At 46.4% G+C, this 26257-nt stretch carries 19 protein-coding genes and 2 tRNA genes; 17 read left to right on the top strand and 4 right to left on the bottom strand.

Annotated features, from left to right (window positions below; translation table 11 throughout):
• Nucleotides 1-3: 3 nt before the first annotated feature.
• Entirely contained in the window at nucleotides 4-1941 is a 1938-nt protein-coding gene (locus tag ACNI29_RS00960; protein WP_419780329.1) for a protein-disulfide reductase DsbD family protein, read from the bottom strand.
• A gap of 80 nt (nucleotides 1942-2021) precedes the next feature.
• Here ACNI29_RS00960 and ACNI29_RS00955 point away from each other — a divergent pair.
• The 10 genes from ACNI29_RS00955 (at nucleotide 2022) to ACNI29_RS00910 (ending at nucleotide 11466) form a co-directional block, all read left to right on the top strand.
• Nucleotides 2022-2097 (top strand) — tRNA-Lys (locus ACNI29_RS00955).
• 1074 nt (nucleotides 2098-3171) lie between these two features.
• A complete protein-coding gene (locus tag ACNI29_RS00950; RefSeq protein ID WP_419782074.1) occupies nucleotides 3172-4428 on the top strand; it encodes a [FeFe] hydrogenase, group A in 1257 nt (418 codons plus the stop codon).
• Nucleotides 4429-4440: 12 nt separating this feature from the next.
• Complete coding sequence (locus ACNI29_RS00945; RefSeq protein ID WP_419780328.1) at nucleotides 4441-4779, top strand: iron hydrogenase small subunit; 339 nt, start codon at nucleotides 4441-4443, stop codon at nucleotides 4777-4779.
• A gap of 213 nt (nucleotides 4780-4992) precedes the next feature.
• Complete coding sequence (locus ACNI29_RS00940) at nucleotides 4993-5235, top strand: TM1266 family iron-only hydrogenase system putative regulator (RefSeq protein ID WP_320008982.1); 243 nt, start codon at nucleotides 4993-4995, stop codon at nucleotides 5233-5235.
• A 19-nt stretch (nucleotides 5236-5254) separates the two neighbouring features.
• A complete protein-coding gene (gene hydG, locus ACNI29_RS00935) occupies nucleotides 5255-6679 on the top strand; it encodes a [FeFe] hydrogenase H-cluster radical SAM maturase HydG (RefSeq protein WP_419780327.1) in 1425 nt (474 codons plus the stop codon).
• A gap of 18 nt (nucleotides 6680-6697) precedes the next feature.
• Nucleotides 6698-8137 carry an aspartate ammonia-lyase gene (locus ACNI29_RS00930; protein ID WP_419780326.1) on the top strand — a complete coding sequence of 480 codons (1440 nt, stop codon included), beginning with the start codon at nucleotides 6698-6700 and terminating at the stop codon, nucleotides 8135-8137.
• 45 nt (nucleotides 8138-8182) lie between these two features.
• Nucleotides 8183-9190 carry a [FeFe] hydrogenase H-cluster radical SAM maturase HydE gene (hydE, locus tag ACNI29_RS00925; protein ID WP_419780325.1) on the top strand — a complete coding sequence of 336 codons (1008 nt, stop codon included), beginning with the start codon at nucleotides 8183-8185 and terminating at the stop codon, nucleotides 9188-9190.
• Nucleotides 9180-10382: a [FeFe] hydrogenase H-cluster maturation GTPase HydF gene (gene hydF, locus ACNI29_RS00920; RefSeq protein ID WP_419780324.1), complete on the top strand. Its 1203-nt coding sequence runs from the start codon at nucleotides 9180-9182 to the stop codon at nucleotides 10380-10382. Before hydE ends, hydF begins: the two co-directional genes overlap by 11 nt.
• Before the next feature lie 608 nt (nucleotides 10383-10990).
• Complete coding sequence (locus ACNI29_RS00915; RefSeq protein ID WP_419780323.1) at nucleotides 10991-11281, top strand: hypothetical protein; 291 nt, start codon at nucleotides 10991-10993, stop codon at nucleotides 11279-11281.
• Nucleotides 11282-11304: 23 nt separating this feature from the next.
• Nucleotides 11305-11466 (top strand): hypothetical protein, encoded by a 162-nt coding sequence (locus tag ACNI29_RS00910; protein WP_419780322.1) that lies wholly within the window; start codon nucleotides 11305-11307, stop codon nucleotides 11464-11466.
• On the opposite strand, the gene ACNI29_RS00905 is transcribed toward ACNI29_RS00910, so the two are convergent.
• The 3 genes from ACNI29_RS00905 to ACNI29_RS00895 all read right to left on the bottom strand — a co-directional run bounded on the left by ACNI29_RS00905 (nucleotide 11467) and on the right by ACNI29_RS00895 (nucleotide 16216).
• The gene (locus ACNI29_RS00905) at nucleotides 11467-12348 is read right to left on the bottom strand and encodes an isocitrate lyase/PEP mutase family protein (protein ID WP_419780321.1); all 882 of its coding nucleotides are present in this window, start codon (nucleotides 12346-12348) and stop codon (nucleotides 11467-11469) included.
• An 86-nt stretch (nucleotides 12349-12434) separates the two neighbouring features.
• Nucleotides 12435-15077: a PAS domain S-box protein gene (locus tag ACNI29_RS00900; RefSeq protein ID WP_419780320.1), complete on the bottom strand. Its 2643-nt coding sequence runs from the start codon at nucleotides 15075-15077 to the stop codon at nucleotides 12435-12437.
• Between the two features lie 5 nt (nucleotides 15078-15082).
• Nucleotides 15083-16216, bottom strand: coding sequence for an ABC transporter substrate-binding protein (locus ACNI29_RS00895; protein WP_419780319.1), 1134 nt, complete (start codon nucleotides 16214-16216; stop codon nucleotides 15083-15085).
• 240 nt (nucleotides 16217-16456) lie between these two features.
• Between ACNI29_RS00895 and ACNI29_RS00890 the strand changes: the two genes are divergently transcribed.
• The 7 genes from ACNI29_RS00890 to ACNI29_RS00860 all read left to right on the top strand — a co-directional run bounded on the left by ACNI29_RS00890 (nucleotide 16457) and on the right by ACNI29_RS00860 (nucleotide 26187).
• Nucleotides 16457-18466: a molybdopterin-dependent oxidoreductase gene (locus ACNI29_RS00890; protein WP_419780318.1), complete on the top strand. Its 2010-nt coding sequence runs from the start codon at nucleotides 16457-16459 to the stop codon at nucleotides 18464-18466.
• A 94-nt stretch (nucleotides 18467-18560) separates the two neighbouring features.
• The gene (locus ACNI29_RS00885) at nucleotides 18561-19538 is read left to right on the top strand and encodes an ABC transporter substrate-binding protein (RefSeq protein WP_419780317.1); all 978 of its coding nucleotides are present in this window, start codon (nucleotides 18561-18563) and stop codon (nucleotides 19536-19538) included.
• A 15-nt stretch (nucleotides 19539-19553) separates the two neighbouring features.
• Nucleotides 19554-22187, top strand: a complete 2634-nt coding sequence (locus ACNI29_RS00880; protein ID WP_419780316.1) for a PAS domain S-box protein — start codon at nucleotides 19554-19556, stop codon at nucleotides 22185-22187.
• Between the two features lie 78 nt (nucleotides 22188-22265).
• A tRNA-Ala gene (locus tag ACNI29_RS00875) sits at nucleotides 22266-22341 on the top strand.
• Between the two features lie 161 nt (nucleotides 22342-22502).
• Nucleotides 22503-23825, top strand: coding sequence for a hypothetical protein (locus ACNI29_RS00870; protein WP_419780315.1), 1323 nt, complete (start codon nucleotides 22503-22505; stop codon nucleotides 23823-23825).
• 46 nt (nucleotides 23826-23871) lie between these two features.
• On the top strand, nucleotides 23872-24132 hold the full coding sequence (locus ACNI29_RS00865; protein WP_419780314.1) for a hypothetical protein: 261 nt from the start codon (nucleotides 23872-23874) through the stop codon (nucleotides 24130-24132).
• A 3-nt stretch (nucleotides 24133-24135) separates the two neighbouring features.
• On the top strand, nucleotides 24136-26187 hold the full coding sequence (locus tag ACNI29_RS00860) for a bifunctional DNA primase/polymerase (protein ID WP_419780313.1): 2052 nt from the start codon (nucleotides 24136-24138) through the stop codon (nucleotides 26185-26187).
• The last annotated feature ends 70 nt before the right edge of the window (nucleotides 26188-26257 follow it).

The following is a 26257-nucleotide window of genomic DNA, read 5'->3' as shown; positions in this document are numbered from 1 at the left end:
TCCTTATTTAAGGGTCTGACTCAAAGCTTCATCCATTTGTCCAGTGGTATAAAGGTCACGGATGACAGTCGGTGAGGAGGCATCTTCTCCGGGTTTAAATATGGCTGCCAGCGGAATAGACCTGCTGCCCAGCGCGCGCAGGAATTTGTCGGCGATTTTATCCGGTGCGGTGAGGTCTATTTTAATAAATGTAAGGCCGTATTTTTCCTGCCAACGGTTGAGGTTGGTCGGGGTCAGCACGGTTTGTTCCAGAACTTTGCAGGACGGGCACCAGTCAGCAGTGAATTCGACAAGCATTGCTTCGCGACCGAGGCGGGCAGTGAAGTCTTCCTGTTCGAATCCTATCCAGTGGGCAGTGCGTTCCTGCGGTGTTGCGGCCCAGAACCCGGCTGCAATGCAGAGAGCGAGTGCCCCGGCACGCATCAGATACATGGTGGATTTTTTGTCCGTTCCGGCGGAAAGACCCCACATCCATGCGCCCACAGCGGTGAACCACATGAAGATCAGGGTTGGGATGTACCTGTCTTCAGGCAGGATGCTGAACAGGTAGATGCAGGTTCCGGCAAGGAAAAATCCGGCAGCCCGTTCAATCCAGATGGTCCATGCTCCGGGCTTGGGAAAGCGGGTCGCCATTGCCGGGAATATAGCCATCAAAATATAAGGCATGGCCATACCAGCTCCAACACTGAGGAAAACCGAGCTGATCACGTAGTGCGGCTGTATCATGGCCCAGCCCAGCACGCCGCCAAGGAACGGCCCGCTGCAAGGGGTTGCAAGCAGGGTTGCGAGTATCCCGGTGAACAGTGCCTGTCTGCGCGGTCCGCTGTTTTCCGATCCGAGTTTCAGGTCGACAATGGGCAGGTTGAACAGTCCGAACAGACTCAGGCTCAGCGCAAAAACAACTCCGGTCAGCCCGATAACGACCGGGGGTTTCTGGAAAATCTGTCCCCAAGCCATGCCTGTGGCCCCGAGTATTGCGCTGAGCACTCCAAAATAAAGCAGGATGCCCAGCGCAAAAAATATGTTGTGTTCGCGGAATCCCCGTTTCTGCTCTTCAGCATTTCCATGCCCGGCTCCGGCCAGCAGGGTGGAAAGTTTCAGGCTGATCACCGGAAGTACGCAGGGCATGAAGTTAAGCAGGAATCCGGCCAGCAGTCCGAAAAGAATTGCGGTGCTCAGGTCGGTAACTTCAAGACCCGGAGTGAATGAGCGTGGTTTGAGTGAATCAAAGCTGAAAGCGGCTTCGGCTTCTTCTGTTTTTTCTGCTTGTACCGGCGGGGCGGTTTTTTGCGGCTGGTTTTTAACCGCTTTTGCAGTGCTTTTGCTTTCTACCGTGGCGATTTTTTTCAGGTTAATTTTAACGGGCTTTGCGTTTTTGCGCATCTCCACAAATTCCGTCCACCAAGGTTGAGCACTGGCTTGCGGCAGTTTGTCTGGAGAAACCGCCATGCCGAAAAAACTGAGATCAGTTTTAAAAGGCATACAGGCCGTTTTGGAGCACATAAGCAGGCTGAGCTTTGCCTTAAGCGTAAACGACTTAATAGCGGGCGGAACCGGAACCAGAATCGGGGTAGGATCGGAGTAAGTGGCTACCTTCTGTCCTTTATTAAAGGGATCGTCCTTGAGCTTACCCGGCAGATACATTGTCGGGAGAATGGTGTTGTCCGGAGTAAGGGTTACCTTCAACGTTGTGGGTTGGCCCATTTTTCCCGGATTATGTGAGTATGTGTACCAGCCGTTTTTAGTTTCAAGGATTAAGGCGGCTAAAACATTGGTTTTCAGTCCGGTTTGTTTTTGGTCCTCAGCGGAAAGTGTGTATAGTTTCCACTTCGTATCCAGATTGGGATTCCGTTTTTGGGCACTCTGGGCCGTTTGCGGGTGGATAAGTGCAAGAGAAGAGATGAAACTCAATAAAATTAAACAAATTAGCTTAAAACGCATTTAGTTGCCTTTTTTAGTAAAAAAATAAAAAAACCATTTGACATCCGTGGTGAATCTCTCTAAACCCATTCTCACGACACGGGTCACTGGCTCAATTGGTAGAGCAGCGGACTCTTAATCCGTTGGTTCAAGGTTCAAGTCCTTGGTGGCCTACCACAGTAAATACAGGGTGTTAGACGAATAGTCTAGCACCCTTTTACTTTTTCAAAAAATACCTTTCCCATACTTTTCCCCATGAAATCGAAAACAGTGAAAAGTTTGATTAAGCTCAAATTTTTCCCTTTTTGCGTTCCCCATGTTGATTCTCAACTAGTTCCCTTAATTGTTTTGCGATTTGTAAAAAACACATACCTCAGTTAAGGGGGGCTAAGCTACATAAAAGTATCGGGAGATTGTGCAAGAGTCTCAGAGTTTTTCACTAAAAGCCGATACGAGCGGAATAGAGCAAGATTCAAAGATTGAAGAATTGGAAAGGTAGTTGGAAAAAGACGTTCAGGTTGTCGGGACTTGTAGAGCGAATTGGAAGGTGTTTTGCGGGAATTGGGGAGGCTGATACTTATCTTCCATACAACAGGCCATATCCAACTCCTAAATTCTAACTTATCTTCAAGATAGTGGTCTCATAATACAGTTAACAGGAGTAAATAAAGGCCTAAAAAAGAGACTTAAATTTTTACCCCTTTAACCCATATCCCATCCTCAAATTCACATTCCCAATAGCCGGCTACATCATCTCATTCAGTTCTTGCCAGCCTCAATCCGCGCGGCAGCGTTGGCGATCGGTTTTCTCTTCGATGTATTTCCCATTCTTACAATTCTGGACGTAGCAGATCCATTTGTACTGGCTGCCTGTGCTTTGGGCCCTGTTGATTCTCTTTTTCAAGTTTTTTCTATCTTTCATCTCTATCTGATGAATTCTCCCTTTTTCCATTACGATTTTAAATTTTTCATAATGTAGTTAGTAGGCTATGTATTTCTACTTTATTGTTTTTGTGTGTCATTTTGCATTGTTCTCCCAAGGAATCTGTTTTTGGATGGTTTGTTGACATGCATATTGAAAGTGTAATAGTGCATCCCTAGTGTTACTATTTTAATATTTGTATTTGGTGTGTTTGCTGTTTTGATGACTACTTTTAACCAAGGAGGCCATGCATGTCAGGATGTGCGCCTAAGTCCCCGCCAGCCGGGGCGGCAGCGGTTCAACCTGCTGTGAATGAAAATGCCAAACGAATGGAGGGTGTTGAGTATACTCTTTACGCTCCTCCAGTTGGTGTTGACGCTGATACTGTCAAGTTTGTGCGGGTTGACGAAGCGAAATGTGAAGGCTGCGGTGCTTGTGAAGAGTACTGCGCCAGTGGTGCTATTCAGTCGATCAATGATGAAGGAATCCACCGGATTGTTGATCCTGTTGCCTGTATGAACTGCGGACAGTGTCTTACCAACTGTCCTTACGGTGCCATTTACGAAGGGGTTTCTTTCGTGGATGAGCTTGCGGCTAAACTCAAGGACCCGGATACCATTGTTGTGTCCATGCCTGCTCCGGCAGTCCGTTACGCTCTCGGCGAATGTTTCGGTGCTTCCACCGGGACATATGTCGGCGGGAAGATGCATGCTGCTCTGCGTAAACTCGGGTTCGACTACATCTGGGATAACGAGTTCACTGCTGACGTGACTATCATGGAAGAGGGAACAGAGTTACTCAACAGGGTGAAGAGTCAGGGAACCAAGGACGCTATGCCCCTGCCGCAGTTTACTTCCTGCTGTCCGGGCTGGGTCAAGTTCGCGGAAACATTCTATCCCGATCTGATTCCCAATCTGTCCACCTGTAAATCTCCTATCGGCATGCTTGGTCCTCTTGCCAAGACATACGGCGCAAAGGAAACAAAGACAGACGGTAAAAAGATTTACACAGTTTCCATCATGCCCTGTATCGCCAAAAAATATGAAGGTGTGCGCAGTGAGCTGGATGACAGCGGGTTTGACCGTGACATCGATGCCACTATCAACACCCGTGAGCTGGCTTACATGATCAAGGCCGCCGGTATTGATTTCAACAGCCTGCCTGAAGAAGATCCTGATCCGGTCCTCGGTGAATCCACCGGTGCTGCGACTATCTTCGGTAACAGCGGCGGGGTAATGGAAGCGGCTCTCAGGCTGGCTTACGAAGTCCTCTCCGGAACCAAGATTCCCAGCCCTGATATCAAAGTTGTCCGTACCCATGAGGGTATCAATACTGCTGATGTTCATGTTCCCAACTTCGGCATTGTGAAAGTTGCTGTTGCCAGCGGACTGGATAATGCAGCCAAGCTCTGTGATGAAGTGCGTGCGGGTAAATCCCCATATCATTTCATTGAGATAATGACCTGTCCCGGCGGTTGCGTTAACGGTGGCGGACAGCCGCTTGATCCTGAAATCAGGGCATCCCTGTTCAGATCCACTGTGGCTCAGATCAACAAGCGGTTCAGAGCCCGCAAAGTCAAGGCATAAGGAGGAGCTGATATGAAATTAAGCAGACGCAGTTTCATCAAGGCCGCAGGTGTGATGGCCGGTTATGCCGTTCTGGGCGTTAACGTTGCCAAAGAAGCGGTAGCAAGTGCCATGGATTTTGTTGCCCGCCGTCAGAACTCTGTTTATGCGGCTGATGCGGACAAGGATATCTATAAGTACAGGAAATCTCAGGATAACCCTATGGTTGTAAAAATCTATGACCCTAAAAACGGTTTCCTGCATGATGGTCCTTGCGGGCATGAATCCCACCATCTTCTGCATACCCATTACTATGATCGCAGCAGCAAGCTTGAAGCCCTGAAAAAAAAGGGTATCAGCCTGAATCTGTAAAAATACTATAAACAGCGTTAACCTGAGGTAAGGGCAATCTGAGCCAAGGGTCGGCGCAAGTGTTGGAGGCTGTTTTGTAAAACAGCCTGTGTCTTTCTTACCGGCAAATTACCGAGGAAAAGGGTCCGTCCTGACTTCCTGAAGGGGTTTCCCCGGCAAGCTCCGGAAGCTGTCAGCTGCTTCTTTACTTCGACCATTGCGGAGCCTTTTTTAATGGATAAGCGTTTGGGAATTATAGGAATAACCATCAAAGACAGATATAAGTCTGCACCGAAGGTCAACCAGACTCTGAGTGAACACGGAGAAATTATTGTAGGGCGTATGGGACTTCCTTTCCGCGAAAAGGGCGTGAATGTCATCGGCATAATCATCGAGGCAACCACGGACGAGGTCGGGGCATTAACCGGGCAATTGGGCATGCTTCAAGGCGTAAAAGTCAAATCACTCCTCGTGTAGGATAGGAAAGGATACAACTATGAATAAGAATTACACCCTCGGAACCGGGCTTGAATCATTTATTGATGAAGAGCTTATCTGGTCGGAAATTGCAAAAGCCAGCGACCCTGAATCTTCCAACGTCCGTGAGATCATAGCAAAAGCCAAAGAGAGAAAAGGTATTTCTCCCTTTGAGGCGGCAGTCCTGCTGAAGAATAAGGACATGGAACTGGATAATGAAATTTTCGAAGCCGCCATTGAAGTGAAGAAGGGCATCTACGGCAATAGGCTGGTTCTTTTTGCTCCGATGTATATTTCAAATGAATGCGCCAACCAGTGTGCATACTGTGGATTCAACGCCACTAATGAAGACCTTGAACGCCGTACCCTCAGTGCTGAAGACATACATAAAGAGGTTGAGGTTCTTGAAGATCAGGGGCACAAGCGTCTTCTGCTGGTTTACGGTGAGCATCCCAAGTATAATGCTGATTGGATTGCCCAGACTGTCAGGGATGTTTATTCCGTAACTTCGCGCAAGAGCGGGGAAATCCGCAGGGTGAACATCAACTGTGCGCCGCTGGATGTGGAAGGGTTCAGGAAACTGCATGAGGTGGGCATCGGGACCTATCAGTGTTTTCATGAAACCTACCATCAGGAAACTTACAAAAAATATCATCTCGCAGGACGCAAGACAGATTACAACTGGCGTCTCTATGCCATGCACCGGGCTATGGAAGCCGGAATTGATGATGTTGGTATGGGCGCGCTTTTCGGCTTATTTGATCCGGTCTTTGAAGTTATGGGTTTGCTTTACCATGCCAGGCAGCTGGAGATGGATCACGGTGTCGGTCCGCATACGATCTCTTTCCCCCGCATTGAGCCGGCGCAGAACTCAGAGCTGGCTTTCAATCCTCCATATCTTTCTTCGGATCATGATTTTAAGAAGATTGTCGCAGTACTCCGGCTGGCAGTTCCGTACACCGGCCTGATTCTCACCACCCGCGAAAATGCAGCGTTCCGTAAAGAGCTGCTTGAGGTCGGTGTTTCCCAGATGTCTGCGGGGTCCAGAACTTACCCCGGTGCGTACAGTGATCCTGAATATGACCGCCCGGACGTGCAGCAGTTCTGCATTGGCGACAGCCGTTCCCTTGATGAAACAATCCATTCCATTGTCAGCGAACATGGTTATGTGCCTTCATGGTGTACCGCCTGCTACCGCCTCGGCCGTACCGGAGAGCACTTCATGGAATTGGCCAAAACAGGATTTATCCAGAAATTTTGTTTGCCCAATGGGCTGTTGACTTTTAAGGAATACCTCGAAGATTATGCATCCGCAGAGACCAAGAAGGTCGGAGAAGAATTAATCAGGGAAGAAATTGAAAGTTATGCTGATCCTGATCGGCGCAAGCTGCTGACTGACCGCCTTTCCCGAATGGAAAAAGGCGAGCGGGATCTCTATATTTAATTAGAATCCGGAGGGAATATGTCTGAAGCCGGAAACATTGCTTTCCGCATGGAGAAAGACGCGCTGGGTGAGCTGGAAATCCCGGCCCAAGCTTATTACGGCATCCATACCCAAAGGGCCATGCTTAATTTTCCGCTTTCTGGTTCTCGAATCCACGAGCGGTTCATTCGCGCATTCGGGCAGGTTAAAGAAGCATGCGCTGCTGTGAATATGAAGCTGGGCTTTTTGGATGAAAGAATCGGAAGAGCGGTTCTAACGGCATGCAGGGATGTTTCCTCCGGAAAATTAAATAGCAGTATAATTGTTGATCCCTATCAGGGCGGTGCGGGGACTTCCACTAATATGAATCTTAATGAAGTCATCGCCAACAGGGCCATTGAAATTTTAGGTGGCGAATTTGGTGACTATGGGCTGGTTCATCCTGTCGAACATGTGAACATGCACCAGTCCACCAATGATGTTTATCCCACGGCCTTAAAGGTTGCGGTTCTTGCCCTGCTGGTTGATCTTGAAAAAGAGGTCGCAAAGCTTCAGGAGGAATTGCAAAGCAAAGAAATTGAATTCGCGCAGGTGGTCAAAGTTGGGCGGACGCAATTGATGGACGCTGTACCCATGACTCTGGGGATGACTTTCGGTGCTTTTGCCGATGCTGTCTCCCGTGACCGCTGGAGAATTTTCAAGTGCCGGGAGAGGGTCAAGAAGGTTAACCTCGGCGGAACTGCTGTCGGAACCGGGCTGGGTGCGCCGCGTGACTATATTTTGCAGGTTGCGGGAGAGCTGAAGAATATCTGCGGCCTTCCTGTTTCCAGGGCGGAAAACTTAATTGATGCTACCCAGAATTCTGATTCTTTTGTGGAAGTTTCCGGCATGCTCAAGTCGTATGCGGCAAATCTGATGAAGATTTCAAATGATCTGCGGCTGCTGGGCAGCGGGCCTGCTGCCGGGTTTGCAGAAATCAGGTTACCTGTCCGCCAGTGCGGTTCCTCGATTATGGCTGGCAAAATCAACCCGGTTATACCGGAATCTGTCGCGCAGGTTGCTTTGCAGGTCATGGGAAATGATCAGACCATAACTCTTGCCGCGTCTATGGCGCAGTTGGAGCTTAACCAGTTTATGCCGCTTCTGGCGCATAATTTGTTTAATTCTTTGAGTTTACTGGTGAATGTTACTCGAAGTTTCACCAGTAGTTGCGTACAGGGGATTTCCGCAGACGAGGAGCGTTGCCGGAAGCATGTTGAGTCGAGCGATGCTTTGGGGACTGTCCTTGTTCCGGTTCTGGGCTATGATTCCGTTGAAAAACTCATAGTTGCCTCTAGGGAATCCGGGCGTTCTTTGCGTGACGAAATAATTTTTCAAGGTATTGCCGGAGCTGATGAGGTTGATGAACTTTTGTCGCCGCAGAGGCTGTGCAAGCAGGGGTTTACGCCGGACGAAGTAAATTGGGGAAATAAGGAATGAAGCTGTTAGGCATGCGGTCTAGAGAAGCTGCTGAAGGAGATTGGGATGGCTGTGCTTGGGCGTGATGAGATTATCAATTACCTTGGTGGCGGCAATGACGATGGACTGTATTCAACGGCTGACAACCTGAGGGCAGAGAACTTTGGGCGTGAAGTGTATTTGCGGGCAATTGTAGAGTTTTCCAATGTTTGCAATAAAAAATGCAATTATTGCGGGTTGCGCGCTGCAAATTCAAAGGTGAGCCGTTACCGGATGGATGTCGCTGACATCATTGAATCCGCCAATCTGGCTGCTGAAGCCGGTGCGCGTACTATTGTTCTGCAATCCGGCGATGACTTCAGTTATTCACCGGACCGGATTGAAGAGATCATTTCAGGAATTAAGGGAGCGCACGATGTTGCGGTGACCCTTTCGCTGGGCGATCGCAGTGCTGCCGAGTATGAGCATTGGTTTAAATGCGGGGCAGACCGTTGTCTGCTGAAGCTGGAAACTACCAATCCTGATATTTATGGAAAAATAAGATGCGGGGAAGATTTTCATAAACGTCTGAAACTGCTGCGGTCCCTAAAGCAAATCGGCTATGAGGTGGGGTCCGGTATCATCGTCGGGCTGCCGGACTATACTGTGGAGCAACTGGCTGATGACCTGCTTTTCCTCAGTGATCTTGGGTTGGATATGATTGCGGCAGGACCGTTTATTCCCCATCCCGATACTCCTTTTTCTTCTGCCGCAGCCGGGGGTATTGATTTGTCTTTAAGGTTTACGGCCTTGGCCCGTCTGCTCAACCCTTTTTCCAATATTCCCGCTACGTCAGCCCTTGATTCATTTGACCCGGAGGGCAGGGAAAAAGGTCTTCAGCGAGGTTGCAATGTCATCATGCCGTCAGTTACGCCTGTTTCCAAACGCAGGAATTATAATATCTACCCCGGAAAAAATGCTGTTTCCGTAGATGTTGCCGATTCTGTTTCGCGGGCTGAAGAATTGATCCGTGCATTGGGTTTTGTCGCTTCAGCTTCCAAAGGTTCCTCAAGGAGAATGAATAATGTCGAATAAGGCTCCACGCGGTGTCCGGCTGGTGATAACTCTTGTCGGTAAACGCAATGCCGGTAAATCTTCATTGATAAACGCAATTGCCGGACAGGATGTTGCGATTGTTTCCGACCTGCCCGGAACGACTACTGACCCGGTGGCAAAACATTATGAGTTGCTCCCCCTTGGTCCGGTAACATTTTATGACACTGCCGGACTGGATGATACCGGGGAGGTTGGCGAATTGCGGATCAAAGCCACCAATAAGGTTATGATGCGTACTGATCTTGCCTTGATTGTTGTGGGGGAAGACGGGTTTACCGATTATGAAGTGCAGTTGATCAGCAAGGTTTCGGAATTGGAAATCCCATATCTGGTGGTTTTCAATAAAAATGATATTTGTGAGCCGCTGGAAGCTGATATGGATTATTGCCGCCAACGCGGAATTCCATATTACAAGACATCCGTATTGGAATCATGCTCAATTGATGAACTCAAAGAAGCAATCATCGCTCTGGCACCGGAGGAAATGAAACAGGACCCGGTTCTTGCCGGAGATCTTTTCAATGAGGGAGATTGGGTTGTTTGCGTGGTTCCTATTGATCTTGCCGCCCCCAAAGGCAGGCTGATTCTTCCGCAGGTGCAGGTCCTGCGTGAGATTCTTGATTGTGATGCCGTAGGCGTGACAGTCAAGGAGCGGGAGATTGAGGAAACATTGTCTTCAATGAAGCGTAACCCGGCGTTGGTCATAACAGATTCTCAGGTTGTCATGAGTGTTGCCGGGGATGTGCCGGATGATATTCCATTGACCACTTTTTCGACTTTGTTCGCCCGCTACAAGGGGGATTTACCCAGTCTTGTGGAAGGCGCAAAGGCCATTGATTCCTTGCAGGATGGTGATACCATCCTCATGGGCGAAGCCTGTTCCCATCACCCTGTTGCCGATGATATCGGCAAGGTTAAGATTCCACGCTGGATTCGTCAGTACACCGGGAAGGATATTAATTTTGTGATGTACTCCGGGCACGATTTTCCCGACGATCTCAGCCGGTTCAAGTTGGTGATTCATTGCGGGGCATGCATGCTTAACCGCAGTGAAATGCTTAGGCGTATCAAAGAGTGCCAACGCAGCGGAGTTCCTGTGACTAATTATGGCGTGGCTATTTCCAAAGTCCAGGGAGTGCTTGACCGGGTGATCAGACCTTTCAATTTGTAGTATGATGTTAATGAATTAAGGCCGGTGTCCATCTTCTGATTTGAGATGGATGCCGGCCTTTTTGTATCCCTACAGGCCTGACAGCAGAGCAGGTGCTGTCAGGCCCGTGTTCGAATCAGAGTTGATTATATCCGAGTCGCCGTGGGATTGAAAAACAGTGATCCCGGGGATGGAGGTAGATCTTCATGAATTTAATCAAGAAGTCGAAAAGTCCGTTGTACAGGAACGGATTTCCGAGCGGGGGCCGTTTTTCCTGAATTTTATTTATACTCAATCGTGTTACGAGTCAAGAAAAGATACTACTATTGCTCTATTAAATTCAAATTTGTTTAATTCATGCAGGGGCGGTTGTCAGGCTATAATACCATTGATCCACGGTTCCTCCCTGCGAAGAAATGATCCGGGAAAGGAATGGGAGACAAGAGGAGAAGGTTTGCTCATATGCGATTTTTGAATTCTGTATCATGTTGAGAAAATATAATCCGAGGTCATTTCGCTAGGCAGTTACAACATATTGAACTCTTGTTATATCTGTGCTTAAGTGTTGCCGTGATATTGTTTATCGATATGTTTGTGGTGGTATTTAAACCTGATTTAAGGAGATTAAAATGGATATTGTACACGACATAGATATTCCCTGCATGGCAGAAGGTATCGGTTTGGGTAAATTGACCGTCAAACATCCAGCAGGGTCTGTTGGAGAGCCCGTGTTTGTTGCCGACTCTTCAGACACTGCTTACGGTCCCAGTGAAGTCAACGCGCTTATGCCTATTGAAGGACATACATATTCCGAAGAACAATTGGAATATGTGCGTTATCACGGGTTGCAGATTATGGGAGCACGTGCGTGGTATATGGATGGATGGGCACCGAGTGAACATGTTTGCAAAGGTCATTAGGTTTTTGCAGCATCGGCACTATTTTGCTGAATGATATTCAGACAAAGGTCCGGCTTGAGCTTCAAGCCGGACCTTTTGTTGTTTTTGATGAGAATAAAATTCTGGTTCAGGTCTTGTTTGCCAAAGTTATTGAAAGCGTCAAGCAGGACTTCGGGAGGAGTGTTTCTATCGCACTGAGAGATTAATTAATCGCTATCCGGAGTGTGGAATAGTTTTTCGCGTTCCCTGATCTCTTCCGCACCGATGAAGCGGTTGTATTCTGCGAAATCCATCATGCTTTCCGTGGAGGCAAAGCTTTCGGTTGTGCCGTGTTCCTTGAGCGTGGTTGCCCATTTCTGGACAGCGCGGGCGGCTGCATAGAGCGGGCCGCAAGGGTAGGCTGCAACGGCATAGCCCACATCCTGAAGTTCGTCCTTGTTAAGGAACGGGGTCTTGCCACCTTCAATCATGTTGGCCATGCTTGGAACCGGGACTTCGGCATTGACCCTGCGCATTTCGTCGACTGACGCGACCGCTTCCACGAAGATCATATCCGCTCCGGCCTCGGCGTAAATTTTAGCACGTCTGATGGCTTCATCAATACCGTAAACGGCTCTGGCATCTGTGCGGGCCATGATCATGAAGTCCGGATTTTTGCGTGCCCAGAGAGCTGCTTTTAATTTGGGTAGATACTCTTCCACATCCACAACGGACTTACCGCCCATATGACCGCAACGTTTGGGATATGTCTGGTCCTCAATAAATAATGCTGCAGCTCCCATCTGTTCCACCTGCTGCACCGTGCGGATGACGTTGTTCACATCCCCGAATCCGGTATCGATATCGACCATGACTGGAAGTTTTGTCCGGGCAATGAGGTTGGCGTAATGGCTCAGCATTTCGCTGGAGCTGATTATCCCGATGTCTGGCAGTCCCAGCACAGAACTGGACGTGCCGTATCCGGCCACGCAGGTCGCCTTGAATCCGGCCTGCTCAATGGCGAGCAGCGATATGCCGTCAAAGGCGACGGGCATGAGTAACAGCTCTGGGGCATGGACCAGTTTTTTGAATAATGCGGTCTTGTTCATGTATTACCTTTCGGGTTGTTTTTAGAGGTCGGGTAAGTCAAGGCACTGCATAATTTGCGAATTGCAGTATGTGGCCGGAGTTATATTTATTTTTTCGGGGTTATAGGCAATTTGATAGTGAATCTGGTCCAGTGACCCGATTTGGAGTCGATGGTCATGGTTCCGCCGTGTTGCTCAGTGATAATGAAATATGAAACTGAAAGTCCTAGCCCGGTCCCTTTCCCGACTGGTTTGGTCGTATAGAATGGTTCAAATATGCGGGAGCTGACGTCTTTATCCATTCCCGGACCGTTGTCTTCTATCTGCACTGTGACGTAATGATCTTCTTCAAAGACCCGCACGGTGAAGCCCGGAGGAGAGTCTGCCCGAACTTGGTCTTTCATTGCTTCAGCACCGTTTTTCAGAAGATTGAAAAATACCTGCTGAATTTCTCCTCTTTCGCAATATATTTTGGGGACATTTGCGCTGTACTCACGGATGATATTGATTTTTTTGAAATCGAATTCTCTTTTCAGATCATAATCATTAGCGGCAATGTCAATTGTCTCGTCCAATAATTGAGTAATGTCATATCTCTCAATGCTCATTTCGCTTTTGCGGCTGAAGCTGAGCATATTCCGGACAATAGTGGAGGCCCTCATGGTGGATGATTTAATGGAATCAATCATTTTTGGGATATCCCGGGCTTCAAGATAGCTGTGCATATCTTCGAGGCAGAGTCCGTATTGCTCTGCAGTTGCTCTGTTGGCGGGGAGGTTGCCGAAAAGGCGTTTGTTCATGTTGTACACATTGCCGGAGATACCCGCTAGAGGGTTGTTGATTTCATGAGCCATGCCCGCGGCAAGTCCGCCTAGCGACATCATTTTTTCAGACTGAACCATTACCTGTTCCAGATTAACTTTATCGGTAACATCATCCAGCCGGATAACCGCCCCTTTTATATCGTTTTGTTCAAGTGGGTATATGGTGATATCCTCATAAAATGTCCTGCCGTCGCGCTGGTGGATGAGTCTTTCTTTGATCCCGCTGGTGCTGGAACCTTTAAGAGCTGTATGGATGTCCGCCATTTTCTGGGCCAGTTTCGGGTAGACCTTTTCAAGTGGAAGCCCTACAGCTTCGTCCTTTTTCAGCCCGGTTTCAAGCTCAGCCTGTGAATTCCACTGGATAACCTTCGCTTTACTGTTCACTGCGATTAAAACGGAAGGCATGGAATTGATTATGTTACTCAACAGGCTGCGCAGTTTTCTCATTTCATGTTCTGACTCTAATCTTTCACTTATATCGATAGCTGAGACAACGATTCCCTGCATTTTCCCTTCTTCAAGGATCGGCATGGAATAATAGTCGACCGGAACACAGACACCGTCTTTTCGTATGAATGTATCAGTCCCGCGTTTTGCCTTTCCATCGCAAAGGCTGGCGTGCAGAGGGCAATCTTCAAGAGGGGATGGATTCCCGTTTTTTCTGCTGAAATAGCATAGATCATGGTGGCTCTTGCCGATGAGTTGTTCTTTGCTATACCCAAGCATCCTGCATGCTGCTGTATTGATGAAGATGATGTTTCCTTCATGGTCCAGCCCGAAGATAGCTTCAGCGGCAGAAGAAAGAACCATCTCATTAACATTATGCAGCTTGGTAATCTGGCTGAGTTTCTGGGCCAGATCACGGTTCAGGTTGTGGATTTGCTTTTCGCGTGCCTGAATACTGTCAGACATTTTTTCAAAAGCTGTGGCGATCTCTGCAAACTCTTTGATTTCCTTATGTGTAGCGGGCTGGTTGTAGTCTCCGCGTGAGACTCTGGCCGCAAGGTTGAGCAGATCGTTGAAATGCGAAGTGATTGTCTTGAACCGCAGCATCAGAATTAGCATGGCCATAAAAAGTATGACCAGCGCAATAGTGGTGAAGGCGATGGTGTAGGTAATCAGGTTGCGGTATACATCTGCGGAATTCTGGTAAATCAAGACCACCCAGCGCGATGGTCCGATGGACGCGGCATAAACCGTGTTGTAGAGCTTGTCGTTTTCTATTGATATCTTTTTTACTTCACTGCCGGATATATTTTCAAATAATTTAAAGTGTTGGTCCTCATTGCGTTGCTGTACATTCAGTTCGTCAGAGTGTGCAATGTATGTCCCGGTCTGGTCTGTTATTGCCAGAATGCTTTTGTTTCCCAAATTGATTTCCTGCAGCAGGGAATTGAGATTCGGAAAGGTTACATCGGCAATAAGCACCCCTTTGCTCAGCGGAATGGAAATTTGAAAAACAGGGGTACGGTGCGTTTCGGAGATGATGGAAGGAGACCAATATGGTTTCTTCTCAGAGTCTGCGTTTTTGAAAGAAGGGTAGTTGGACATATCCAACCCCAAAGCTTCTTTGGAATAAGGAGACTGGGCGTAAACGATTCCCTGTTTGTCGAGCAGGCGGACTTTGTGGATAGCCTGACTGGCTATGGTTATGGCCTGCAGGTAGTTGTTTGTCTGTTTCAATGTGTTTTTAGACTTATCAATGTTTTTTACACAGTTCTGCAGAGTCAACTGTATGTTATGCATTTTTTCTTCAACGATGCTGACCAACAGTTTGGCAGAAGAATTATTTCTGGCTTCAATACTGTCTCTGAAATGGGTAATGGTATAAACATAAACCAGTGCAGCGAAAAGGAGAAAAGGAATCGTCGATGAGACAATGAAGTGCCCCGACAGTATTTCCCATAATGATTTATTGTTTTTCATATTTATTAGCTGTCACTGGTAAACTTGCCGTCTTTGATTATGACGAGGTTGTATTGTTCTTTTACATCACCGAATTTGTTAAAGATGATTTCCCTTCCTAGAATGTTGAATTTTTGTTTTTCTAAAATAGTCTGTTTAATTTTAGAAGGCTTGTATGATTTTGTGTGCTCAAGGCCATATATAGCAATTTTAAATATTCCCGCATACCGGGTGTAAATAAATGAAGGTTCTTTGTTGTAGCGATCAACGTATTGTTTCTTCAGGGCTCTTATGTCTGGATCGACATTTCCGTAATCATGCAGAGCGATAAGCCGCATACCTTCAACAGCTCTTCCGCCATGGGTGATAATGTCGTTTGACTGAGACCAGCTTACTCCGAAAAACTGAGCACTTTTCATTCCTGCCCTGCGCATGGCCTGTGCAAGCATAGCTGCATCAAACCCGTTGGTAATAAGCATAACCGAATCTGGATTTGTGGCGGCCGTTTTCCGGGCGATATCATTGAAATTAGGGTTTTGACTGCTGTAGTATTTTATCTCTACCGGAATTTCCTTCCCGGAATTTTCCATGAGTATTCTAAACCGCTGGGCGACGGAGTTAACATACTTAGGGTTTTCCATGTCGCCGATTACGGCAGTTCTGCCCAGACCGAGTGAAAATATCCGTTCCGCAATTGTATTTGCCTGTCCTGAGCTTCCTGTTGCGGTCCGCAGCAGGTTGTCGTCTTTGTTGGCGAGGAAATCCGTGCTCATTGTCGGGCTCATAACGAGTACATCGCGTCCGTTAATGGTCTCGGTTGTCGGTTCTGCCATGGCGCTGGTAATTGGGCCTAATATGAGGCGGACATCATTTTGAATCAGATCTATTAAAGCTGCTTTGGCTTCAGCCGGAGAGCTTTTGTCATCCCTGATTACCAGCTCAATTCTTTTCCCATTTATGCCTCCGGCTTTGTTCTGCTCTTCGGTCAGCAATTGCAGAGTGTTTCTGGCGGTGACGCCAAGTTCGGAGTAGCGGCCTGTTATGCTGCCCACAAAACCTATTTTTACAGCACTGTTGTCAGTGCATGAAGTAATCGCCAGTAGAAGAATCAATACAATAATAAATCTATGAATGCTTTGTTTTCTCTGTTTTGTGGCCATACTTTATCCTGAAATTGTTCCATTCTGTTGTGAGCAATAACCCGTATACCTATCAGGCTGGAAAAATATAATCAATAATTGGTTTCTTCCTATTTGCCTACATCATTAGAAAATATGGCGTGCTTTCATCCGCTATGACTGTACTGGATTAACCTATTGATCTGGTATAATATATCTGATTCATACTGAAGGTTTTAAGAACTTACTCTTTTAGATATTTTTTAAGAGGTTATCACAGACATGGCTATATATAAATCCATTTGTCCTTATGATTGTCCTACCACCTGCGGCCTGCTTGTCGAAAGTGACGGGGCGCGTATTTTGAAAGTTAAAGGTGATCCTGCTGATCCTGTTTGCAAGGGTTTAATCTGTCGCAAAATGCAGCGGTACGAGAAATCCATCCATTCCCCTGATCGTATTATGACCCCATTGAAGCGGACCGGAGAAAAAGGGGATGGTCTTTTCGAAGCAGTTTCGTGGGACGAAGCCATTGAAACGATCACTGGAAAATGGAAGCAGTCCCTGAACGAGTACGGACCGGATTCAATCCTGCCGTTTTATTATTCAGGGGTCATGAGCCTGATTCAGCGTAATTGCGGGGACGCCCTGTTCAATAAGATGGGGAGCTGTGAGCTAGTAAAGACCCTCTGTTCTTCTGCCAAGAGTGCAGGATATACATCCGTAATGGGCAGCACCGGCTGTCTTGACCCCCGTGAACTGGAAGACAGTGATTTTTATATCGTTTGGGGCAGCAACATGAAGGCTACCCGGTTGCAGAGCATGGCGAGTCTGGTCAAGGCCCGCAAGCAGGGCAAGCGGGTTGTTCTTGTTGAATGCTTTGCCGGGGAAATGGCTGATTATTGCGACGGTGTGTTTCTGGTCAAGCCCGGGACCGATGGTGCTTTGGCTCTTGCCATGATGCACGTGCTGGTCAGCGAAGGTCTGGAAGATTCTGAGTTCCTGCAGAAGGAAGCCATCGGCTATGCTGATTTCAAAGAAACTCTTCAGCAGTACACGCCGCAATGGGCTGAATCAGTTTGCGGTGTTAAGGCTCAGGACATCATTGAACTTGCACGCGAATATGCCGCGGCATCTGCTCCGGCTATTATTTTAGGGAGCGGCAATTCCCGGTACGGGAATGGAGGCATGACTGTAAGATTGATAACCATTCTTTCTGCTTTTACCGGAGCATGGAAACACAAAGGAGGCGGATTTTGCGGTTGTGGACCCGGTGGTGGGCCTTATGTGGACCAAAGCCGTATTACCCGGCCTGATCTGCGGCAAAGGTCCGGGCGGAAGATAAATATCAACCAGCTGGCTATGGCTCTCCAAGGTGGTGAAGGGCACGTTCCTGTCCGTTGTCTGCATATTTACGGCAGTAACCCGGTCGGTTCTGTCTCGAATCAGCTCGGAATCCAGCAAGGATTGAGCAATCCCGAACTATTCACTGTAGTTCACGAGCGGTTCATGACTGATACTGCCCGCTATGCCGACATCATCCTCCCGGCTACATTTTCAGTGGAGCAGTCCGATTGTTACAGTGCTTACGGGTATTGTTCATTCGGTGCGGCCCGCAAAATTATCCCTGCACCCGGCGAATGTAAAACCAACTGGGATATTTTTTCTCTGCTCGCGAAGGCAATGGGTTACGACGAAGCTCATTTCCAACGCTCCGAGGATGATTTACTTGATGAATTGCTGGATAATCCCATGCATGGTTTGCAGGGAATAAGCGATGAACAGCGTAAAATATTGAGAACCGGGGGCAATATATCCATTCAGTTTGCAGATCATACGGATTGGAAAACACCTTCAGGTAAGATCCAGATCGCTGATGAGAGGCAGGAGAAAACTCTGCCTGAATATCAGGAGTGCCATGGTGGCAGCCATCCGCTACAGCTTATTGCGGTCCCCAGCTCTGATACCCTGAACTCTATCTTTCTGGAACGTGATGAGCTTGTCGCGCAACGCGGTCCCATGATGCTTGAGATGCATCCTGAAGATGCTGCGGAACGCAATATCTCAGACGGAGATAAGGTTGTCGCATTTAACGAGCTCGGAGAGGTTGTGTTCACCGCCCGTGTAGCTCCGCTGGTCGCAAAAGGTGCAGTGGCTGCTGCCGGGGTATTTAAATCATCTCAGTCATATAACAGGAATCTGGTCAACGCATTGCATCACGAACGTCTTTCAGACATTGGGGAAGCAACTACATTGAACGATAATACTGTAGAAGTTCGACCTTCATTGTGATTTGTTTGCAAGAATGACTTTACATTGCTGTTTACCGGCAAGGTTGTTTTTAGTATTTTAAAAAAGGGTTAATTATCGGCTGAAGGAGGAGGGTATGCGTAAAGCTGTTTGGGCAGCAGGTGGTGTTCTCGTTGTTTTAGTTGTATTATTATATGTTCTCCTGCCCTTTGGTGCGAAAGAGAAAGTATATAAAGTTGGCGTGCTACAATTTACTCGTAATAATATTACTACTTTGGAAGGGTTCAAAGACGGATTGAATGAACTCGGATACCGTGAAGGTAAAGATGTTATTTATGAATTTGACGGTCCGGCCCCGACTAAGAAAGCCCTTGCCGAGTATATGCAGAAGTTGCTCGATAGAAAGCCCGACTTAATCTTTGCATCTCCTACTCCGGCTGCGGCTGTGGCTAAGAAAATGACGGCTGGCATGGATATTCCGGTTATCTTTGCTCCGGTGAATGATCCTGTGTCTGCCGGGATAGTAATAAATATGAAAATGCCGGAGGGTAACCTTACGGGAGTGCGGTTGTCGGCAAGCGATGGCCGCCGTTTGCAATCCTTGAAGGATGTTGTGCCTTCGGTTGAGAGGGTCTTTGTGCCATATAGTCCAATGGATAAAAGTGCGCGGGCTAGCCTAAAAATGCTAGCAGAAGCAGCTCCGAAAGTTGGCTTGGAGCTGATTACGAAACCTTTTTCCAGAGATACTGATGTGCTCGGGGATAAAAGTTATGTTCCAGTTGATGTGGACGCTGTGCTTTTGCCGAGGGATGGACTGGTTATGTCCAGAATCAGGGATTTTGTTAAGCTTTGCCTAGAGCGGAAACTTCCTCTTTCTTCTGCCCGGTTTAAGCAGGTGGAGCAGGGGGCGCTGACCGGGTATGGATTCAACGGCTATGAAATCGGGCGTCAGAGTGCCCGGCTCGCAAAGATGATTTTTTCCGGTTCTTCAACCTCTGCACTTCCAGTGGAAGTTTCCGAGGATTATCTTTTTGTTAATCTTAAGACAGCCAAGGAAATCGGCGTTGATATCAGCGACGAAGTTTTGCGGCAGGCTCATAAAATTGTCAGGTAAAAAATCAGGTTTGTAATGCGATCTCTCTATTCAATATTATTCCGCTCTTACATTATTCTTGCTCTGGTTCCGCTGGTGGTGCTGGGAGTCATGCTGACTGCCTGGATTGCCAGCGGGCAGATTGAGGCTTCTTTCCAGCAAGAGCAAAGCAAGGCACGAGACGTCGCTTATGATCTCAAACATCATTTTTCAGTGTTGGAAGATAAGCTTTATAGCCTTAACCAGTTCAGGAATTTTATAAACTTTTCAGATCAAGAAGCACAGGATGTTGTCAAGGAGATGGTCGCAAGACAGTCTGAAATCTGTGCAATAATAATTCTTGATCCGGCCGGTCGTGTAAAAGCCCGGGCATCTTCCAGCAGTGTGTATGGTAAATCTGAGCCGTTGGATACTTCCGACGAATTGCTTTTCAATAAAGTTATGTCTTCCGGGACGATCTCCTATGGTCAGGTTTATACCGGGGAGAACTGTGCTGGAACCCTGCTGCAGATCGGGGTTCCTTTGCTGGACAGGGAGACAGGTAGGGTCGGGCTTGTCCTGTTGGCAGAACTTCGTCTCGGCATGGCGTGGCGTGATGTTTCTGAACAGGCTTGTCTGTACGGTGAGTGTTTGTTTCTTGTGGGAGATTCCGGACAAATACTGGCTCACCCTAATCCATCTTATGTATTCGCCCAAAAAAAAATACCGGCTGTTAGCGGTGCCAAAATCCGGAAAAGCCTTAGTGGGGAATATGTAATCGGGGCTGCTGCAGAACTGGCGATGGGAGAGCTTAAGTTTACCGTTATTGCAGAAAAGCTGGCTCGGACTGCTCTGGAGCCTGCTGTGTATTCTGCGGGGGTAGCCCTGCTGGCAACATTTATCACTGTAGGTTTGGTTTTCTTTGCTACGCTCAGCATAACCCGCCGTATCAGTCGTCCGGTAAAGCTTTTAACTGAAGCAGCCTTAAATATTAAGGATAAGGGCTTTTATCCCGGTATTTCCATCCGCGGTTTTGCGGAAATTGAGGAGTTGTCACAGGCTTTCGATTCCATGACCCGTAATTTGCAGTGCATGCTTGAAGAGCTTGGGCATGAAGTTCAAATAAGGAAAAAGTCCGAGAAAGCACTTTCAATGAGCGAAGAACGATTTCGGGCTATGTTTGAGTTCAACTCTGTTGCGATGCTTTTGATTGATTCTGATAGCGGTAGAATCCTTGAAGCCAACAATGCGGCAAGTCTTTTTTATGGCTGGTCTGTTGAGGAAATAACAGCCAAGAATCTTTGTGATATCAACGCAGATGGCCCGGAAGTTATCCGGGAGCGAATGAAAAAAGTAATTGGTCATGAAGCTACGCGGTTTGAATTGAGGCACGTTTTAGCTGATGGGTCTGTCCGCGATGTTGATGTTTATACCGGACCTATCCCTATGGAAGGCCGGAATGTGATTTTTTCAAGTGTAATAGATATTAACAAACGAAAGATTGCGGAGCGGGAACTTCACGATAGCGAAGAGCGGTTCAGGGCATTGCACAATGCTTCTTTCGGTGGGATTGCCATTCATGATGATGGACACATCTTGGATTGTAATCAAGGTCTTGTTGATATCTCAGGATACCGTTCAGATGAACTGGTCGGAATGGATATACTCCGGCTTGTTGCTGATAAATCCCGGGCTGAAGTTAAAAATAATATTTCAGAAGGTTTCGAGAGGGATTACAGGGCTAACTGTGTCCATAAAGACGGCACAGAATATTCGGCACGTCTGGAATCCCGAAACATACCATACAAGGGTAAAGTTGTTCAGGTTACTGAGTTAAGGGATATCACTAACGAGAAGCTGGCTGAGGAATTTATCATTCAGAATGAAAAAATGATGTCGCTTGGAGGTCTTGCGGCAGGCATGGCCCATGAAATCAATAATCCTTTGGCCGCTATTGTAGGATCGTGCCAGAATCTTCAGACCAGATTGTTTCGGGATATCCCTGTGAATAGGAAGGTTGCTGAGGAGTGTGGCACTTCGTTTGAAAATATCGTGAATTATCTTGAGGTTCGTGATTGTGATAAAATGGTGGTTTCCATTTTTGAGTCAGGTAAAAGAGCTGCTGAGATCATCAAGGATATGCTCAGCTTCAGCCGTAGGAACGAGAAGTCTCTGGTCCTTAATCGGGTTCAGGAACTTATGGATACGACCATTAAGCTTGTCAGCAATGATTATGATTTGAAGAAAAATTATGATTTCAAAAAAATTGAAATTGTAAGGGAGTATGAACAATCGTCCGACAACGTAATTTGTTACGGTAATCAGATTCAGCAGGTGTTTTTCAATTTACTAAAGAACGCTGCTCACGCAATGGCTGAAAAGGATTTCGGTGACAACACCCCCAGAATTATTCTCAGAAATTATACCCGAAACGGAATGAATATTATTGAAGTTGAAGACAACGGCCCCGGTTTGAGCGGGGAAGCACGTCAAAGGGTTTTTGAGCCTTTCTTTTCAACCAAAGGTCCGGATAAAGGGACAGGACTGGGGCTGTCGGTATCATATTTTATTATTGTAAAGCAGCATGAAGGTTTAATGGAAGTATTCTCTGAACCGGGCGAGTGGACCAGGTTTGTGATCAGTCTGCCTGTTAAAGGTCCGCAGGATTATGATGATGACGGCAATACTTGAAATTTTTGAATTTAATTTGTTTCAGGCTGTTGACAGCTGGACCATGTTTTTATAAATACTTCTTCACCCAACGCAAGTGGGGCTGTAGCTCAGTTGGGAGAGCGCTTGAATGGCATTCAAGAGGCCGTGGGTTCGATTCCCTCCAGCTCCACCATAGATATCAAAGGCTTAGAAGGTTTTCCTTCTAAGCCTTTTCTTGTTTCTGTCATCTGAGGTACCAGTTTGGTACCATTTTTTATGCCTCCTATTAGTGTCACTTCAAAATACCTTCATATTATGTCACTCTTCATGAGAAAAAGAATGAGAGGATTTTCTATGTTTTCAACATTATTTAAGAAGCAAGATCGTGAGCAGAGCCTATGCTCAAAAAGGCCTGATAAGAAAAGTTTTTATTCTGATATCCTTTTACTTTTTAAGAATATTTTTTGCGAGAATGAGCAGCAGAAAAGGAATGAAGAAGAACATCGTACCGAAATATACTCCTTCCGCTGTGTAGCTACTTCTCTTTGTAAAGAAATAACGACTGCAAATAAGAAAAATGCACAGGGGCTTTCAGACGTTTTTTGCAAGTTATTGGCAAGTATAAACATAGCTGCTCTTAACGGTTTAATGATCAACAAATCACTATTTAGATCGTTAGCCGAGATGAATTCTATATTTTGCTTAAGTGGTATTGACCAAGAATATTACCATCCAGATTTTGAGGCTCACACATCCAGTCCTTATGTTTTCAACTCATTCACGTCACTTCCTGAATATATCTTTGCTGGAGATTACTTGAAGCTTTTCGCGGAAAGTTCTGATTCAGGACATTTTCAAAAAACAATTATATTTCAGAGAGTATTTTTAGAAATTTTCATGGGATCATCCATTATTGTGCAGAAGTATAAGGAAACTGGAACTATTAATAATCCCCTATTTGAAAGAATTTTAGAGAATGGGAAAGAATTGGAATTCTTGCTGAATAGGAGCCTTTTGGATCGGGATTTATTAAACTTTGAAATGGAACGGGAAAAGTCGTTAGCAGATCTTTCATGTGAGGGGGCCGAAAAGCTGATGGCTCCTTACATACCGCCTCTTGAAGATACGTCGGATTCTGAGAACGTGTCAGAAGACCTAAGTGGCATAGCTCTGCAACAAGCCAAAGTTCCTGTTAATTCTAAAATGAATAATGAATCTGCTGAGAAGCGTTCAGACGTTGAAGTTATTGAGTTGCCAAACGTTGAGTTGTTAGGCGAAAGCGAAGAGTCGATTGAAGATGCTAATGCTGGTGTAATCCTGTTTCTGTCAAAACTTGAAGAAGACCACCACCGCAGGGATATTTACTTGGCAATTATTTCTTATGATTTTGTCAACGAAGGCAATATTCTAACTTTTGATTCCTTGTGGAAATGGCTTGTAGAGCATTTGGCAGAGAGCCCTCTGCAAACTCGCAATATTGATGGCTATGAAGTTAAGGTCTGTTTGCGTGGAGGAGTGGTTGAACATTTAGGTTTGTTGGAGGACCCGGAGAGGAGTAGTCAGATTAAAGAAGATACATTTAGAAGAGTCTATTACAAAGACATAAAGGATATCGTCCCGAAAATACAGGAGTTTTGCGCAAAAAGGAATATTGGTAATATTCCTATTATTCCCTAGTCTTGCAGTTACCTTCAGAGGAAATCACAACTCTGGAGATGACTTCATGTCTTTTAAGAAATTAAATAGAGTGACTAAGGAACCAAAACGTCAAGATACGTTTTTTAAAAATCTTTTAGCTGAACTACCTCCAATCATTCCTCGTAAGGAGTTGCCTAAATATCTTGGTAACTTGATCAGCGTGGGATACATGGCAAATCTTGATTCAGCAGGGCATGGTCCTGAATCACGTAGAATCGGTGGTCACGTTGTTTATGAACGTGATAGCTTTGTTCAGTGGCTTGAATCCCGCACAGGGAATGATTAAGCCATGCTGGATTACCTTCATATAAACGCATCTAGTATAAGCAGTGCCGCTTTGCTGTACGCTCGTTCTGGGATTCCCGTCTTTCCATGTACTGATAAACGCCCCTGTGTTTCTGGCGGATTTAATGCTGCGAGCACAGATTTAGATCAAATCAATGCTTGGTGGCAGAGATTTCCTGATGCAAATATTGGAAGTCCTACTGGCGCAAATAGCTTTGTCTTAGATATTGACCCTCCGCATGGAGAAGAATCTCTAGCCTTCCTTGAAAGCAATAATTCTCGATTACCTGAAACTTTGACCCAGCAAACTGGAAGTGGTGGAAGACATCTTTTCTTTTCCAAGCCGGCGGGAGTGGATATCCGCAACTCTGCCGGTAAAATTGGATTGGGTCTCGATATCAGGGGCTCTGGCGGTTATGTAATCCTGCCACCGTCTGTTCATAAATCAGGGAATAGCTATCAATGGATAACCGAAGTTTTACCTGTTGAGGCTCCGGCTTGGCTGATCGAGCTGATTGTTCAAAATTCTAAGTCTGGACTATCAGCTTCGAACTCATCAAATAAAAATATTCCATATGTTCAATCTCTACTTAATGCCAAAGAAGGAACTCGGAACGATTCGCTTAACAAGGCAGCGTTTCAGGTTGGGAAAGATATTGCTTTGGGCAAAACAGGTGAAGCGAGTATTGATGATGTTGCTGAAGTAGCTTTAAAAACAGGTTTAGGTCCGCAGGAGATTCAGAAAACAATTCAGAGTGGGGTTAAGGCTGGTAAAAAGGTTGTCGAAGAGAGCAACCCTTATTCGAGTCTTGAAACTGCTCCGTGGCCTGTTCCTGCTAAGAATGTCTTCTATGGTTTGGCTGGGGAATTTGCACAATTTGCAGTCGAACAATCCGAAGCAGATCCTATTGCTGTCCTAGCTACTTTCTTATGCCGCTTTGGTGTTGAGATCGGTCATTCTCCGCACATGTTTGCTGGAGAAAAACAGTATGGCCGGATTAATGTTGTGCTGGTCGGGCAAAGTTCTAAAGCGCGGAAAGGAACATCCGCTTTGCCCATTCGTGAACTTTTCAGCTTTACTGAAAAGGAATGGATACCCGCTCACACTTCTCAAGGTCCGCTTTCCAGTGGGGAAGGATTGATTCATGCCATTCGTGACTCAGAGCAGAAGTATCATGTTGATAAAGCTACGGGCATTGGCGAAACTATTACCACAGATCTTGGAGTTGAGGACAAACGGCTGTTTATCCTTGATCAAGAATTTGCTGGAGCTCTTGCCTGTACTAAAAGGGAAGGGAATACCCTTTCAACTATCATCCGCACTTTGTTTGATGGTGGAACCATTGAGCCGTTAACCAAAACCAGCAGGCTTGTGGCTACAAATCCCCACGTAGCAATTACCACACATATTACGTTGCAGGAACTGCACGCCCGTCTTGATCGAGTCGAGATATTTAATGGGTTTGCAAACCGCTTTTTATGGCTCTGCGTTCGCAGAACAAAACTGATTCCATTCCCCGAGCCGCTCAACGTTTCTATGGTGAAACAATTTCAAGATAAACTGATCTCCCTTCTAAAATTATCAAAGTCACGTTCTCAGATTGATTTTAGTCCTAAAGCCAAAAAGGAGTGGGGAGACATCTATCCCTTTCTTGCAAAAGAGCGAGCTGATCTTCTCGGCTCAGTGCTCAATCGGTCTGAAGCATATGTCAGGCGCATAGCTCTCATTTATGCCCTGCTTGATGGATGCGAGAGTGTTGAACTTTCGCATCTCAGGGCTGCGCTTGCTCTTTGGGATTTTTGCGAACAGTCAGCGCAGTTTATTTTTGCGGGTATGGAAACAGATTCGACATGTCAGAAAATATTAGAAGCTTTGGAGGAGTCGGGCGGAAGCTTGGACACTTCTGGGTTGTATAAGTTTTTTGGAAATCACATCTCGAAAAAGAAAATGACCGTTGCCCTAAACAACCTCCTTGCCAGCAAAAATATACGGCTTGATGAAATGAAGCCTGAAGGTGGCGGAAGACCACGAAAATTATTTTATTTGTGCGAATAAAGCGAATTTTGCGAATTTACTCAAACCGCTTTGAGAGTAAGTTCGCAAAATTCGCATGGTTCATATTGAA

Source organism: Maridesulfovibrio spiralis (SeqCode), assembly GCF_048571135.1.
GTDB classification, from domain to species: domain Bacteria; phylum Desulfobacterota; class Desulfovibrionia; order Desulfovibrionales; family Desulfovibrionaceae; genus Maridesulfovibrio; species Maridesulfovibrio spiralis.
Note: the sequence above shows the minus strand (reverse complement) of the source record. Positions and strands in the feature narration are given on the sequence as shown.

Bases quoted from the DNA above. Each gene is read 5' to 3' on its own strand.
- ACNI29_RS00960 (WP_419780329.1), bottom strand. From the start codon at position 1,941: ATGCGTTTTAAGCTAATTTGTTTAATTTTATTGAGTTTCATCTCTTCT.
- ACNI29_RS00950 (WP_419782074.1), top strand. From the start codon at position 3,172: ATGGAGGGTGTTGAGTATACTCTTTACGCTCCTCCAGTTGGTGTTGAC.
- ACNI29_RS00945 (WP_419780328.1), top strand. From the start codon at position 4,441: ATGAAATTAAGCAGACGCAGTTTCATCAAGGCCGCAGGTGTGATGGCC.
- ACNI29_RS00940 (WP_320008982.1), top strand. From the start codon at position 4,993: ATGGATAAGCGTTTGGGAATTATAGGAATAACCATCAAAGACAGATAT.
- hydG (WP_419780327.1), top strand. From the start codon at position 5,255: ATGAATAAGAATTACACCCTCGGAACCGGGCTTGAATCATTTATTGAT.
- ACNI29_RS00930 (WP_419780326.1), top strand. From the start codon at position 6,698: ATGTCTGAAGCCGGAAACATTGCTTTCCGCATGGAGAAAGACGCGCTG.
- hydE (WP_419780325.1), top strand. From the start codon at position 8,183: ATGGCTGTGCTTGGGCGTGATGAGATTATCAATTACCTTGGTGGCGGC.
- hydF (WP_419780324.1), top strand. From the start codon at position 9,180: ATGTCGAATAAGGCTCCACGCGGTGTCCGGCTGGTGATAACTCTTGTC.
- ACNI29_RS00915 (WP_419780323.1), top strand. From the start codon at position 10,991: ATGGATATTGTACACGACATAGATATTCCCTGCATGGCAGAAGGTATC.
- ACNI29_RS00905 (WP_419780321.1), bottom strand. From the start codon at position 12,348: ATGAACAAGACCGCATTATTCAAAAAACTGGTCCATGCCCCAGAGCTG.
- ACNI29_RS00900 (WP_419780320.1), bottom strand. From the start codon at position 15,077: ATGAAAAACAATAAATCATTATGGGAAATACTGTCGGGGCACTTCATT.
- ACNI29_RS00895 (WP_419780319.1), bottom strand. From the start codon at position 16,216: ATGGCCACAAAACAGAGAAAACAAAGCATTCATAGATTTATTATTGTA.
- ACNI29_RS00890 (WP_419780318.1), top strand. From the start codon at position 16,457: ATGGCTATATATAAATCCATTTGTCCTTATGATTGTCCTACCACCTGC.
- ACNI29_RS00885 (WP_419780317.1), top strand. From the start codon at position 18,561: ATGCGTAAAGCTGTTTGGGCAGCAGGTGGTGTTCTCGTTGTTTTAGTT.
- ACNI29_RS00880 (WP_419780316.1), top strand. From the start codon at position 19,554: ATGCGATCTCTCTATTCAATATTATTCCGCTCTTACATTATTCTTGCT.
- ACNI29_RS00870 (WP_419780315.1), top strand. From the start codon at position 22,503: ATGTTTTCAACATTATTTAAGAAGCAAGATCGTGAGCAGAGCCTATGC.
- ACNI29_RS00865 (WP_419780314.1), top strand. From the start codon at position 23,872: ATGTCTTTTAAGAAATTAAATAGAGTGACTAAGGAACCAAAACGTCAA.
- ACNI29_RS00860 (WP_419780313.1), top strand. From the start codon at position 24,136: ATGCTGGATTACCTTCATATAAACGCATCTAGTATAAGCAGTGCCGCT.